11 protein-coding genes are annotated in these 13659 nt (G+C 71.2%); 2 read left to right on the top strand and 9 right to left on the bottom strand.

All coding sequences use genetic code 11. From position 1 onward, the window contains the following. Positions 1 to 13 precede the first annotated feature (13 nt). Positions 14 to 871, bottom strand: a complete 858-nt coding sequence (gene map, locus ACQP03_RS08385) for a type I methionyl aminopeptidase (RefSeq protein WP_357122386.1) — start codon at positions 869 to 871, stop codon at positions 14 to 16. A 95-nt stretch (positions 872 to 966) separates the two neighbouring features. Between map and ACQP03_RS08380 the strand changes: the two genes are divergently transcribed. Further along, the gene (locus ACQP03_RS08380) at positions 967 to 1281 is read left to right on the top strand and encodes an STAS domain-containing protein (protein WP_357122383.1); all 315 of its coding nucleotides are present in this window, start codon (positions 967 to 969) and stop codon (positions 1279 to 1281) included. Between the two features lie 17 nt (positions 1282 to 1298). Here the strand turns inward: ACQP03_RS08380 and ACQP03_RS08375 are convergent, their stop codons facing one another. The 7 genes from ACQP03_RS08375 to ACQP03_RS08345 form a co-directional block, all read right to left on the bottom strand. Next, the gene (locus ACQP03_RS08375; protein ID WP_433460772.1) at positions 1299 to 4958 is read right to left on the bottom strand and encodes a SpoIIE family protein phosphatase; all 3660 of its coding nucleotides are present in this window, start codon (positions 4956 to 4958) and stop codon (positions 1299 to 1301) included. Between the two features lie 196 nt (positions 4959 to 5154). Beyond that, positions 5155 to 5706 (bottom strand): pyridoxamine 5'-phosphate oxidase family protein, encoded by a 552-nt coding sequence (locus ACQP03_RS08370; protein WP_357122375.1) that lies wholly within the window; start codon positions 5704 to 5706, stop codon positions 5155 to 5157. Between the two features lie 47 nt (positions 5707 to 5753). Further along, on the bottom strand, positions 5754 to 6536 hold the full coding sequence (locus ACQP03_RS08365; protein ID WP_357175125.1) for a gamma-glutamyl-gamma-aminobutyrate hydrolase family protein: 783 nt from the start codon (positions 6534 to 6536) through the stop codon (positions 5754 to 5756). A gap of 20 nt (positions 6537 to 6556) precedes the next feature. Further along, positions 6557 to 7324 carry a 3-oxoacyl-ACP reductase gene (locus ACQP03_RS08360; RefSeq protein ID WP_357122369.1) on the bottom strand — a complete coding sequence of 256 codons (768 nt, stop codon included), beginning with the start codon at positions 7322 to 7324 and terminating at the stop codon, positions 6557 to 6559. A gap of 5 nt (positions 7325 to 7329) precedes the next feature. After that, on the bottom strand, positions 7330 to 8685 hold the full coding sequence (locus tag ACQP03_RS08355) for an aldehyde dehydrogenase family protein (RefSeq protein ID WP_433460771.1): 1356 nt from the start codon (positions 8683 to 8685) through the stop codon (positions 7330 to 7332). Positions 8686 to 8961: 276 nt separating this feature from the next. After that, on the bottom strand, positions 8962 to 10326 hold the full coding sequence (locus tag ACQP03_RS08350) for a glutamine synthetase family protein (protein ID WP_357122366.1): 1365 nt from the start codon (positions 10324 to 10326) through the stop codon (positions 8962 to 8964). Between the two features lie 138 nt (positions 10327 to 10464). Continuing rightward, complete coding sequence (locus ACQP03_RS08345) at positions 10465 to 12003, bottom strand: amino acid permease (RefSeq protein WP_357175119.1); 1539 nt, start codon at positions 12001 to 12003, stop codon at positions 10465 to 10467. A 456-nt stretch (positions 12004 to 12459) separates the two neighbouring features. On the opposite strand from ACQP03_RS08345, the gene ACQP03_RS08340 reads away from it, so the two are divergent. Further along, positions 12460 to 12846: a hypothetical protein gene (locus ACQP03_RS08340; protein ID WP_357122360.1), complete on the top strand. Its 387-nt coding sequence runs from the start codon at positions 12460 to 12462 to the stop codon at positions 12844 to 12846. A 66-nt stretch (positions 12847 to 12912) separates the two neighbouring features. Here ACQP03_RS08340 and ACQP03_RS08335 read toward each other — a convergent pair whose 3' ends face one another. After that, a complete protein-coding gene (locus tag ACQP03_RS08335) occupies positions 12913 to 13659 on the bottom strand; it encodes an MBL fold metallo-hydrolase (protein ID WP_357175116.1) in 747 nt (248 codons plus the stop codon).

Raw genomic sequence — 13659 nt, 5'->3', positions numbered from 1 at the left:
GCGTTCCTCGCGCTCACGGCAGGGTCAGGATCTCGTGGCCGTCGTCGGTGACGACGATGGTGTGCTCGAACTGCGCGGTCCACCTGCGGTCCTTGGTGACCACGGTCCACCCGTCGTCCCACATGTCGTACTGGTAGGTGCCGAGGGTGATCATCGGCTCGATGGTGAAGGTCATTCCCGGCTCCATGACGTCCGTCGGCCGGGGGCTGTCGTAGTGCGGCACGTAGAGGCCGCTGTGGAAGGTCTCGCCGATCCCGTGGCCGGTGAAGTCGCGGACCACGCCGTAGCCGAACCGCTTGGCGTACGACTCGATGACGCGGCCCACCACGTTGATCTGGCGACCCGGCGCGACCGCGCGGATGCCGCGCATCATCGCCTCGTGGGTGCGCTCGACGAGGAGCCGCGCCTCCTCGTCGACCTCGCCGACGCAGAAGGTGGCATCCGTGTCGCCGTGCACACCGCCGATGAACGCGGTCACGTCGACGTTGATGATGTCGCCGTCGGCCAGGACCGTGGAGTCCGGGATGCCGTGGCAGATGACCTCGTTGAGGCTGGTGCAGCAGGACTTGGGGTAGCCCCGGTAGCCGAGCGTCGACGGGTACGCGTCGTGGTCGCAGAGGAACTCGTGCACCACGCGGTCGATCTCGTCGGTGGTGACGCCGGGCTTGCAGTGCTCGCCGGCGAGCTGCGTCGCCTGGGCGGCGAGGCGGCTGGCGATCCGCATCTTCTCGATGGTCTCCGGCGTCTGCACGTGCGAGCCGCGCCACTGCTGCGGCGCCTTCTTACCCACGTACTCCGGGCGGGGAATGTGGGCGGGCACCGGTCGCGTCGGGGACAGCGTGCCGGGGGTCAGCGGCGCACGGACGGTCATGCCCCCCAGCCTATCGTCGCTGACGCCGTGACCCGTGCCACGGCCGGTCGGTACCGGTTGTTGCCCTGCCTGGTCGGCTGTGCCATCGTGTCTGCGTGGATCAAGGGGGAGCACCACCCGTCTTCTCCGCCCGCGCGGAGATCGACGGAGAGCACCTCCACGTGGTGGTGACCGGCGAGGTCGACATGGCGACGGCCGACACGATGGCGCAGACCGCCCTACGCGAGCCCGCCAGCCGGCTCACCCTCGACCTGCGGGCGGTGACCTTCTTCGACTCGGCGGCCATCCACGCGGTGGTCCGGCTCGCCCAGCGGTTCTCCGGCACGCTCACCGTGTTGCCGTCCCGGCAGGTACGCCGCGTGCTGGAGATCTCCGGGCTGGGCGATCAGCCCTGGCTCGATCCGGTCTGAGACCCGGCCGCGCCCCGTCAGCCCTGCAACTGCCGGCGCAGCGTCACCTCGGTCCCCCCGTCGGTACGCCGCACCATCAGGTCACCCAACGCCTTGATCAGCGACAGTCCGCGCCCCCGGAAGCCGGAGTCGGTGGACTCCCGCCACTGGCCGGTGTCACGCACGGTGGCGATCACCGTCCGGTCCTCGATGGCCACCTCCACGGTGATCACCGCCTCGGCGGGCTGGACGGGGTGTTCGATGGCGTTCGCGGCGGCCTCCGAGACCGCCACGGTCAGGTCGAACAGGTCCGTCTCGCCGACGTTGTGCGCGACGAGGAAGTCCTCCAGGCGCTTGCGGAGCACGCTCAGTCGGGTCGGGTCGGCCGGCAGTCGCAACGCGAACCGGTTCAGCTCCGCCGCCTCCACGGCGAGCACCGCCACGTCGTCGCGACGTGGTCGCCCGGTCACCCGCTCGACGACCGTGTCGACCAGATCCGCCACATGGTGGCCCGGCGCGGCCGCGTCGACCCGCAACTGTGCCAGCGCGGCGTCGATGCCGAGGTGACGGTCCTCGATCAGCCCGTCGGTGTAGAGCAGCAGTCGGCTGCCCGCGGGCAGCTCACCCTCAACGGTCCGGTAGGTGGTGCCGGGGATGGCGCCGACCGGCGGGCCGAGCGCACGGTCGTGCAGGAACGCCACGTCGTCTCCTCGGATCAGCAGGGGGGACGGGTGACCGGCGCTGGCGTAGCGCAGGCGACCGGTGCGGGGGCTGAACAGCAGGCAGACCACCGTCGCGAACGACGACTCCTCGGTGGACACGACCAGCCGGTTGAGCCGGGTCAGCGACTCGCCCGGGTCGAAGCCCTCCAGCAGGTACGCCCGCAGCGCGTTGCGCAGCTGGCCCATGGCCGCGGCGGCCTGGACGCCCTTGCCGACCACGTCGCCGATGACCAGCACGAGGTTGTCCGCGTCGAGCGCGAGCGCGTCATACCAGTCCCCACCGACCTCGACGTCGGCACTGCCCGGCAGGTAGCGGCTCGCGACGACCGCGCCCGGCAGCTGGGGCAGCGTCCTCGGCAGCAGGCTGTGCTGCAACGTGGTGGCGATGTGGTGTTCGGCCTCGTAGAGCTGGGCGTTCTCGAGTCGGACGCCGACCAGCCGGGCCAGTTGGGTGAGCGCGGCCTCGTCGGCCTGCGCGTCGTCGTCGGCGGCCCGCCAGACCCGCAGCTCGCCGAGCTGTTCGCGGCTGGTCCCGGTGAGCGGGGCCACGAAGGTCGGATCGGCGGCCGTTTCACCGCCAGCGTCGGCCTCGAACCGGGAGCCGGCCGCGCTGACCACGACCCGGGCCGCCTCGGCGAGGCTGAGCGCGTGCCGGGCGGCGACCTGGAGCACGTCGGCGGTGGACCGGGCTGTGTTGACCGCCACCGCCGCGTCGGCCAGCGCCCGCAGACGACGGATGATCTGGCGGCGTAGCTGACCCAGCTCGACGTTGGCCCGGACCCGGGCGATCAGCTCCTGCCCGGAGAACGGCTTGGTCAGGTAGTCGTCGGCGCCGGCGGCGAGGCCGGCGACCGCCTCCGCGGAGCCGGCGCGGGCGGAGAGCAGCACGATCGGCACATCACGGGTACGGGGGTCCGCGCGCAGCGCGCCGACCAGACCGAACCCGTCCAACCGGGGCATCATCACGTCGCTGAGCACCAGGTCGAACCCGCCCTCGCGGGCCAGCGTCAAGGCCGCCCGACCGTCGCTGGCGGTGACCACCTCCCAGGTCGGCGAGAGCAACCGGGTGACGTGCTCACGCAGGTCGGCGTTGTCGTCGACGACCAGGATCCGGCCGCTCGGGGCGAGTGCGGTCGGCTGCTGGCCGGCCTCACCGGTGCCGTCCTCGGCGGCCCACAGGGCGGTCTCCGCCACGAAGAGCCGGGCCTGCTCGGGCTCGCCCGTCGGCAGGGGGGCGAACGCGACCACCCGGTCGGCGGACAGGTGATCGGACCCGAACGGGACGGTCACCGTGAAGGTGCTGCCCTCGTCGACCTGGCTGGTCAGGCCGACCGTACCGCCGTGCATCTCGACCAGCTCGCGGACCAGCGCCAGCCCGATACCGGTGCCCTCATGGGTACGGGCGCGCGCGCCGGGCACCCGGTGGAAACGCTCGAAGACGTGCGGCAGTTCGTCCGGGACGATCCCGACGCCGGTGTCGACGACATCCAGCCGGGCGAGATCGCCGTCGGCCCGGACCCGCACGCGGATCTCGCCGTCCAAGGTGAACTTCACGGCGTTCGACACCAGGTTGAGGACGATCTTCTCCCACATGTCCCGGTCGACGAAGACCGGCGCGGGCAGCGGCGGGCAGTCCACGACCAGCCGCAGGCCGGCGCGTTCGGTGGCCGAGCGGAAGGTGCTGGCCAGTCGGGCGGTGTAGTCGGCCAGGTCGGTGGGTTGGTAGTGGGCCGCGAGCCGGCCGGATTCCAACCGGGAGAAGTCGAGCACGGTGTTGACCAACTTGAGCAGCCGCATCGCGTTGCGGTGCATCACGACGAGTCGGTCGGTGTAGGCGGCGGGCAGTTCCGGGTCGGCCAGCATGTCCTCCAGCGGGCCGAGCACCAGCGTCAACGGGGTGCGGAACTCGTGACTGACGTTGGCGAAGAAGTTGGTCTTCGCCCGGTCCAGCGCGGCCAGCTCGGCGGCTCGGGCGCGCTCCTGCTCGTACGCCCGCTGGGTGCCGACCGCCCGGGAGACCTGCGCGGCCACCAGGTCGAGGAAGTCGCGGTACTCGTCGCCGAGCGGCAGCAGGCGGGCCACGCCGACGACCAGCGCGCCGACGGTCTCGTTGGTCGCCTTCACGGGCAGCACGAGCGCCACGTCGGAGGCGTCGGCCGGTCGCCGCGCGACCAGGTCGCGCACCCGCACGGTGGCGGAGGCGCCCTCGGCGACCAGGTCGGCGAACGTCGCCGGTGGAGCGTCGACCGCCGCCGGATCGACGCCGCTGGCCCCGGTGAGCCGGAACTCACCGGTGTCGTCGGCGAGGTAGATGAGCGCGAAGGGTACGTCGGCGGAGTGCCGGCCGAGCACGTCGGCGGCGGTCCGGCCCAGCTCGCCGGAGCTGTTCACGTCGGCCAGCTCGGCGCCCAGTTCGGACAACGCCCGCAGTCGCCGTTCACCGACCACCCGGCCGGTGGTCTCGTTGACGATGCAGTACACGCCGCTGACCGAGCCGTCGGCGCCGCGGATCGGGTCGTACGAGACGTCGAAGTAGGTCTGCTCGACGAAGCCGGAGCGGTCCAGCAGGAAGGGGTGGTCGGCGCCCCGGTAGGAGAGCCCGGTGCTGCGGACGCCTTCGAGCAGCGGGCCGAGGACGTCCCACGTCTCGGCCCAGTGGTGTCGGGCCGGCTGACCGAGCACGTGCGGATGCTTGCTGCCGATGGTCGGCCGGTACGCGTCGTTGTAGAAGGCGAGCTGGTCGTCGCCCCAGAACATGACGATCTGCGCGCTGGAGGAGAGCATCATGCCGACCGCGCTGGCCAGGGCCACCGGCCAGCGGGACGGCCCGCCCAGCGGCGCGGTGGACCAGTCGAGGGCGCGGAGCCGTTCGCCCAGCTCACCGCCGTTCGCGAAGGCGGCGGCCAACAGCGGGGGGATCTCGTGGCCGTCCGCGAAGGAACGCCCCGCGTCCGCGCCCCCCTGGGCCGAGCTCATGCAGCCTCCCCCGCTTCGGCCGTACCCCTCAGCCGTTGATCTCCACGCGCCGTGCTCCGACTTGTACCCCGGCGGACCAGCAACGTAACGCATGACGACCCGTGGACGCTGGTTACGTGCACTCCGGTGGTCGCCGACCCGACGGCACGGGGGCGGACGCGGCGCACCGACGGGGGCGCACACGTGTCCTGAGCACTCAGAAGACCGGCAATCCGTCGATGCTCGCGGCGTTCTTGGTGGCGCGATAGGTCACCAGATCATCGGCCGTGCGACGGGAGTGTGAGGTGAGTAACAGGTCGCGTTCCGCGCGGTAGTCCATCAGCGGCACCGCGTAGCCGCAGGAGTCGCTGACCCGCTGCACGTCGACGGTGATGACGGCCCGTACGGCGTGCACGTCCGGTGGAGCGGGAAACTCGGCGAGACGGTCGGCGAAGCCCGCCTCGGTCACCGCCACGGTGTGGCCCCTGCCGTGCAGGCGCACGATCTTCGGCGGCCCGTCGAAGGCGCAGAACATCAGCGTGATGCGGCCGTTGTCCCGCAGGTGGGCGATGGTCTCCGCCCCGCTGCCGTGATAGTCGAGGTAGGCCACCCGGTGCGGGCCGAGGACCACGAAGGTGCCCGTCATGCCCTTCGGTGAGACATTGACATGCCCCTCGGGACCGGACGGCGCGGTAGCCACGAAGAAGACCTGCTGGGCCGCGATGAACTCCCGCAGACGACCGTCGATCTCCGGATAGACCTTGCCCATGCGCTGATCCTCCCACCGCCCGACCCATGCGACGGGGGCGACCTGCGTCACAGCACCGGTGATCCGGCCACGCGTACCCCCTCGTCGTGGTCACTCACCGGCGGGCCGGACCCCCGGGCGGCCCGGACCAGCGCGGTGATCGGGCGCGGGTCCGGCTCGTTCTCCGGATGCCACTGCACGCCCAGCACGAACGCACGGGCCGGATCCTCCACCGCCTCGATCACGCCGTCGGCCGCCCAGCCGGTCACCGTGAGCCGGCCCGCGGTGGCGACCGCCTGATGGTGGTACGAGTTGACCTGCTGAACCCCGGCCAGGGTCCGCGCCGCGAGGCTGCCCGGCGCGAAGCGCACCGGGTGGGCGCCGTAGACGCCCGGCGCCGGCCGGTGCGCCTCGGAGCCGAGCACGTCCGGCAGGTGCTGGTGCAGGGTGCCGCCGTAGGCGACGGCGAGCAGCTGCATCCCCCGGCAGACCCCGAGCACGGGCAGGTCGGCGGCGAGGGCAGCCGCCAGCAGGGTCAACTCACCGGCGTCCCGGTCCGGCCGGTCCTCGGTCCGCGGGTGCGGCTGCTGGCCGTACCGCCCCGGGCCCACGTCGGCGCCCCCGGCCAGCAGCAGCCCGTCGAGGACCGCCAGCACGTCGGCGTCGACGTCGTCCGGGGGCAGCACCACCGCCCGGCCACCGGCGGCGGTCACCGCCCGCACGTACGCCTCGGGCACCAGGACCGCCCGCACACCACGCCAGACGGCCCAGTCGACGGGCTCGACGTACGCGCTGATCCCGATCAGGGGCCGCCGCGGAGCCGCTGGTGTTCGCGACTGCGGGGCTCGCAAACCCGGCTCACTCCTCGCGCTCATAGCGGAGTGACGTACGCGCCGGTGATACCGCCGTCGACCACGAACTGCGCGGCGGTCATGAACGAGGCGTCGTCGCTGGCCAGGAAGGCCACCGCGGCGGCGATCTCCGCCGGCTCACCGAACCGACCCATCGGCACGTGCACCAGCCGGCGGGCGGCCCGCTCCGGGTCGGCGGCGAACAGCTCCAGCAGCAGCGGGGTGGCCACCGGGCCGGGGCAGAGCGCGTTGACCCGGATGCCCTCGCGGGCGAACTGCACGCCCAACTCGCGGGTCATCGCCAGCACGCCGCCCTTGCTCGCGGTGTACGCGATCTGCGACGTCGCCGCTCCCATCAACGCGACGAACGAGGCCGTGTTGATGATCGACCCCTTGCCCTGCCGCCGCATGTGCGGAATCGCGTACTTGCAACACAGGTAGACGCTCGTGGTGTTGACCCGCAGCACCCGCTCCCACGCGTCCAGGCCGGTGTCCAGGATGGAGTCGTCGTCCGGCGGGGAGATGCCGGCGTTGTTGAACGCGATGTCCACCCGACCGTGCCGGTCGGCCACCCCGTCGAACAGGTCACGTACCGCCGCCTCGTCGGCGACGTCGGCGCGGACGAACTCGCCGCCGCACTCCTGCGCGGCCTTCTCGCCCGCCGCCGCGTCGATGTCGACGCAGACCACCCGCGCCCCCTCGGCGGCGAACCGCCGGACGGTGGCCAACCCGATGCCGCTGCCCGCTCCGGTGACCACGGCCACCCGGTCCTGCAACCGACCCTGCACTGGCCTCACTCCTTCGTCGCGATGAACACGTTCTTGACGTCGGTGAAGGAGTGCAGCGCGTCCGGGCCCAGCTCACGGCCGAGTCCGGAGCGCTTCATCCCGCCGAACGGGGTCCAGTAGCGCACCGAGGAGTGCGAGTTGACGCTGAGGTTGCCCGAGTCGACCGCCCGCGCCATCCGCAGCGCGCGCCCGATGTCCCGGGTCCAGATCGAGCCGGAGAGGCCGTACTCGGTGTCGTTGGCGAGCCGCACCGCGTCGGCCTCGTCGTCGAACGGCAGCACCGAGACCACCGGCCCGAAGATCTCCTCCCGCCAGTGCCGGTCGGCGGGCGAATCGGCCAGCAGCACGGTCGGCGCGTGCCAGAAGCCGGCGCCGTCGGGGCAGGAGCCGGTGAAGGCGACCTTCGCGCCGGTCACGTAACCGGCGACGCGGTCCCGCTGGGCCGCCGAGATCAGCGGGCCCATCTCGGCGGTGTCGCGGGACGGGTCCTCGACCCGGACGGCGCGTACCGCTGGTTCGAGCAGTTCCAGGAACCTGTCGTACACCGGTCGTTGGACCAGGATCCGCGACCGTGCGCAGCAGTCCTGGCCGGCGTTGTCGAAGACCGCGCCGGGCGCGGTCGCGGCGGCGGTCTCCAGGTCGGCGTCGGCGAACACGATGTTGGCGCTCTTGCCGCCCAACTCCAGCGTGAGCCGCTTCACCTGGGCGGCGCAGCCGGCCATGATGCGCGTGCCGACCTCGGTGGAGCCGGTGAAGCAGATCTTGCGAACGGCCGGGTGGCTGACGAACCGCTCCCCCACCACCGCGCCCTCGCCGGGCAGCACGGTGAACACGTCCTCGGGCAGGCCGGCCTCGCGGGCCAGCTCGGCCAGGCGCAGCGCGGTGAGCGGGGTCAGCTCGGCGGGTTTGAGCACCACCGTGTTGCCGGCGGCGAGGGCCGGGGCGAACCCCCAGGCGGCGATGGGCATCGGGAAGTTCCACGGCACGATCACGCCAACCACGCCGAGCGGTTCGTGGAAGGTGACGTCGAGGCCACCGGGTACGGGGATCTGCCGGCCGGTCAACCGCTCCGGCGCACCGGCGTAGTAGTCCAGCACGTCGCGGACGTTGCCGGCCTCCCAGCGGGCGTTGCCGATGGTGTGCCCGGAGTTGCGCACCTCCAACCGGGCCAGCTCGTCCAGGTGCGCGTCGACGACGGCGGCGAACCGCCGCAACAGCCGCCCCCGATCCCCCGGCGCCACCTCCCGCCACGTCTCGAACGCCGTCGCGGCCCGCGAGATGGCAGCATCCACCTCCCCCACCGAGGCCCCGGTAACCTCCCGAAACCCCACCCCGGAAGCCGGATCAACAAGCACGCTCACGCGTCCCACCCCTCACCCAATCCGCGCGATCTTGCACTTTCTGTGCCGACATAAGCCGCGAGTCGCCCCAAACCAACGACAGAAAGTGCAAGATCGCGGCGGAGGCAGGCCCTAGGGCCTGTTTCATAAGGGCGGTCGAGCCGAGGCGGAGTCCGGGCGGCGATCCGGCAAGGCGCGGTGTCGTCCGGATACCGGTGTTGTATCCGGACGACACCGCAACGCCGCCGGTCGTCGTCCGGGCCCGCCGCAGGCCGGCCAGTTCTTATGAAACAGGCCCTAGAGGCGTTCGAAGCCACGGGTCAGCTCCCAGTCCGTTACCGCCGCGTCGAAGGCCTTCAGCTCCACCTTTGCCTGGTTGGCGTAGTGGGCCACCACCTCGTCGCCGAACGCCTCGCGGGCCACCTCGGACGCCTCCCACAGGGTCAGGGCGTCGCGCAACGTGCTGGGGACGCGCTCGGCGTCCGGGTCGTCGTACGCGTTGCCGGCGCACTCCGCGCCCAGCTCCAGCCCCTGCTCGATGCCGTGCAACGCGCCCGCGACCAGCCCGGCGATCGCCAGGTACGGGTTGACGTCGGCGCCGGGCACCCGGTTCTCCACCCGCATGCCCTGCCCGTGCCCGACCACCCGCAGCGCGCAGGTGCGGTTGTCGACACCCCAGCGAAGCGCCGTCGGGGCGAACGAGCCCGGCTGGTAGCGCTTGTACGAGTTGATGTTCGGCGCGAAGAGCAGGCTGAACTCCCGCATGGTGGCGAGCAACCCGGCAAGCACCCGCTGCCCGGTCTCGCTCAGGTGCGCCGGCCCGTCACCGAGCATGGCCGACGAGCCGGACGAGTCCCGGAGCGAGAAGTGGATGTGGCAGGAGTTGCCCTCCCGCTCGTTCGGCTTGGCCATGAAGGTGATCGACATGCCCTCCTGGGCGGCGATCTCCTTCGCGCCGTTCTTGTAGATGACGTGGTGGTCGGCGCAGGCCACCGCCTCGTCGTACCGGAAGGCGATCTCGTGCTGGCCGAGGTTGCACTCGCCCTTGGCGCTCTCCGGGGTGAGCCCGGCGGCGGCCATCTCGGTACGGATCCGACGCAGCAGCGGCTCCACCCGGGCGGTCCCGAGCAGGGAATAGTCCACGTTGTACTGGTTTGCCGGGGTGAGGTCGCGGTAGCCGCGCCGCCAGGCGTCCTCGTACGAGTCGCGGAACAGCACGAACTCCAGCTCGGTGCCGGCGTACGCGGTCAGCCCGTGCTCAGCCAGTCGGTCCAGTTGCTTGCGCAGAATCTGCCGGGGCGAGGCGACCACGTCACCGGAGCCGTCCAGCCAGGCGAGGTCGGCCAGCAGCATCGCCGAGCCCGGCTGCCAGGGCACCCGGCGCAGGGTGGCGAAGTCCGGCACCATGGCGAAGTCGCCGTAGCCGCGCTCCCAGCTCGACATCGCGTACCCGTCGACGGTGTTCATGTCGACGTCCACCGCCAGCAGGTAGTTGCAGCCCTCGCTGCCGCCCTCGACGACCTGGTCGAGGAAGAAGGGCGCGTGGAACCGCTTGCCCTGCAACCGGCCCTGCATGTCGACCAGGGCCAGCACCACGGTGTCAATCTCGCCATCGTCGACGGCGACCCGCAGTTGTTCCAGCGTGAGCGGCGCATTCCTCATGAGCGGGCCTCCATCACCAAGGTCTACTGGCAAACCGGATCACCGTCAATGCCCCCGCGCACCGCCCCGGATGCAAGGAAGGGCCCCTTGTTATCGGATTTTGTTGAACAAGGGGCCCTTCCTTACACCGCAGGGGGGTCAGGAGCCTTCGGCGGGCGTACGCGCGGACCGCTCCTCGACGGTACGGACCGGGCCGGTGAACCACTTCCGGGCCGAGGCGTACCACCAGACGGCCACCACCAGCAGCACCCCGCCGACGGCCAGCGGCGCGTAGTTCACCGCGGACCAGGTGAACTCGTCGTCGCCGGGCACCCCGGCGGGCACGATCGGCAGCACGAAGTACACGGCGATGACCGCGATCTCGATGACCGCGACCCAGCCGAACAGCTTGTACTTGCGTCCCAGCGTCCACGGACCGGGCACGAATCGGTCGCCCATGCGCAGCCGCAGCGCGATCGGGATGAGGAAGGACAGGTAGAGGCCGAGCACCGCGACGGAGACCACCGCGTAGAAGGCGATCGGGATACCGGCCGAGCTCTCGTAGAGCGCCGGCAGGGTGAGCACCAGGCCGGCGACCGTGGCGCCGATGATCGCGTTGACCGGGGTGCCGTTGCGGTCGACCTTCGACCAGAGCCGCCAGCCCGGCACGGCCCGGTCACGGCTGAACGCGTACGCCATGCGACTCATCGACGTCACGCAGCTCATGCCGCAGAAGAACTGCCCGATGGTGGAGATGATGATGACGACCTTGAAGAAGACCGGGGTCAGCGCGGACTCGAAGATGGCGCCGGAGAAGCCGCCGGCGGCGTTGACCGCCTCGACGTCGGTGGCCGCGAACAGGAAGGCCAGCAGCAGGATCCAGCCGCCGACCGCCGAGTAGAAGATCGACTGCCAGAGCCCCTTGGCGGCGGCCTGGGACGCGCCCCGGGTCTCCTCGGACACGTGCGCGCAGGCGTCGAAGCCCGTGATCGTGTACTGGGTGAGCAGGAAGCCCAGCGGCAGCACGTAGAACCAGAAGGTCAGGCCGCCGGTGTCACCGTCACCGAAGCCCGAGTTGTTGAACCGCTCGGTGAACACGAACTGGAAGCTCTGGTGGTTGTCGGGGACGAACACCAGGATGGCCACCACGACGGCGGCGCCGGCCACGTGCCACCAGACCGAGACGTTCTGGAGTACGTCGATGATCCGGTGCCCGTAGATGTTGATCAGGCCGTGCAGCGCCAGGATGATCACGAACAGGATGAACGCCTGCCGCAGCGTCCCGGCCCAGCCGTCGAAGAGCGCCGACAGGGTGAGGTTGAGGAAGGTCGCGCAGCCGTAGTCGACCGACGCGGTGACGGCGACCAGGCCGATCAGGTTCAACCAGCCGGTGAACCACCCGTGCGCCGGACGACCCATGGTCGCCGCCCACCAGTAGATGCCGCCTGCCGTCGGGTACGCCGACACCAGCTCGGCCATGCAGAAACCGATGATCAGGATGAACAGTGAGATCAGCGGCCAGCCCCAGGAGATGGCGACCGGTCCGCCGTTGTTCCACGCCTGGCCGAACGTGGTGAAGCAGCCGGCCAGGATCGAGATGATCGAGAACGAGATGGCGAAGTTGGAGAAGCCGCTCCACTTGCGGCGCAGTTCCTGCTTGTAGCCGAGTTCGGCGAGACGCCGGGCGTCGTCGTCCATCGGTTGCTCTGCGGTCGGAACGGGCGTCGTGGCCACTGCGCACCTCCCTGAGGTGGTTCCGTCAACGAGTGCGCAAAGTGTCGTCCCGATGATCAGGGGCGGTCAATACGTCGCGGGTACCGTCCCGCTAATCCCGTTGCCACCGCACGCTTGACGACCGCATGCTGTTACCCGTGACCAGGCCCGATCGCGACGGGCTCCGCCGGGCGCTCGGCAACGTCCGGCACACGGTGGCGCGGGGCGCCGCCTCTCTCTCCCGTACGGCCTCCCGCCGTATCCGACGAAGGTGCCCCGCGCCGCCGCGCCCGGCCCCGGCAGGGCTGTTCGGATCCGTCCCGAACGCCGTCCACCGTTGCCCCGGTTGATCCGGCCTCCCCATCGTGGAGTCATCCGGCCGACCTGATTCCGGCCGGCACACGACCGGGAGGACGAACAGTGCTGCGAAGGATCTCAACCATGGCTCTGGCCACGCTCATGCTGTTGCCCGTCGGCGCGACGGCGGCCCAGGCGGGCACCGCTGCCGCGCGGACCGCCGCCCTCTACGAGATCGCCGTGGAGACCACGAACGACTCCGCGACGGCGTACCTGGAGGTCTACAACGCCTGGGAGCTGTCGGTCTGCGACGACAAGAAGGACGGCTACCGTGCGCGGGCGGAGATGCGGAACCTCACCACGGGCAAGGTCATCGCGACCGCCGAGGACGCCGACGGCTTCAACGACACCTGCGACGAGGGCAACCACGCCTATCCCACGCCGAAGCTGAGCGATACCGTCCGGGTGACCGTGTGGGTGCAGGACGGCACGACGGGCAGCCGCCGGTATACCGCCTACCAGGACTACTAGGGCCTACGCCCCTGAGGGGTGCCCGGTCGGCTGACCGGGCACCCCCTGTCCCGCCGGGCCCGGACGTCAGCCGGGCAGATCGAGCACCACGCCCGGTCGGGCCACGGCGACCGGCCCCGCGTACGCCTGCCGCGTCGCGGCGATCGCCGCCTCCGGGTCCGTGCCGGGCCACAGGTGGGTCAACAGGACCGCTCTGGCGCGTGCCGTACTGGCGTGACGGCCCACCTCGGCTGCGCTCGACAGGAATCCGACCTGCCGGTCCGGGATCTCGTCGACGTACGTCGCGTCGGCGATCAACAGGTCGGCGTCGCGGGCCAGCTCGGCCAGCATCGGGCTCGGGCCGGTATCCCCGGTGTACGCCAGCGCCGTCCCGCCGGCGGTGATGCGGGCTCCCGCGTTGGGCACCCAGTGCGGCAACGACCAGGTCCGCAGGGTGAACGGACCGATGTCGAAGGTGTCGCCGGGGGTGAACTCGTGCAGCTCGTACGCCGTGTCGACGAGCCCCGCATCGTCGATCGCGAGCAGCGCATCGAGGCTGCCGGTGGGCGCGTACACCGGCAGCGCCGGGGCGGGTCGGTCGGCCAACGCCCTGGCCCGCAGCAGTGGCTGCAGGTCGGCGCAGTGGTCGGGGTGGCCGTGGCTGACGTACACGGCGTCGACCGCCGAGGCGGGCAGCCGGGTCAGCAGCGGTTGCAGGGTCGCGTAGCCGGGATCGATCAGCAGCCGGAAACCCTGGCGCTCGACCAGGAAGCCGGCACAGCCCTGGTCGGCCGAGGGCCAGGCGCCGAGACCGCCGAGCACCACGATGCGCAC

This window comes from Micromonospora sp. CA-248212, assembly GCF_050948405.1.
In the GTDB taxonomy this organism is placed as follows: Bacteria; Actinomycetota; Actinomycetes; order Mycobacteriales; family Micromonosporaceae; genus Micromonospora.
The sequence above is the reverse complement of the archived record's forward strand: the minus strand, read 5'-3'. Positions and strand labels throughout refer to the sequence as shown.

Excerpts from the sequence above, each read along its gene's own strand:
- map (WP_357122386.1), bottom strand. The coding sequence starts at position 871 with ATGACCGTCCGTGCGCCGCTGACCCCCGGCACGCTGTCCCCGACGCGA.
- ACQP03_RS08375 (WP_433460772.1), bottom strand. The coding sequence starts at position 4,958 with ATGAGCTCGGCCCAGGGGGGCGCGGACGCGGGGCGTTCCTTCGCGGAC.
- ACQP03_RS08370 (WP_357122375.1), bottom strand. The coding sequence starts at position 5,706 with ATGGGCAAGGTCTATCCGGAGATCGACGGTCGTCTGCGGGAGTTCATC.
- ACQP03_RS08350 (WP_357122366.1), bottom strand. The coding sequence starts at position 10,326 with ATGAGGAATGCGCCGCTCACGCTGGAACAACTGCGGGTCGCCGTCGAC.
- ACQP03_RS08345 (WP_357175119.1), bottom strand. The coding sequence starts at position 12,003 with ATGGACGACGACGCCCGGCGTCTCGCCGAACTCGGCTACAAGCAGGAA.
- ACQP03_RS08340 (WP_357122360.1), top strand. The coding sequence starts at position 12,460 with ATGGCTCTGGCCACGCTCATGCTGTTGCCCGTCGGCGCGACGGCGGCC.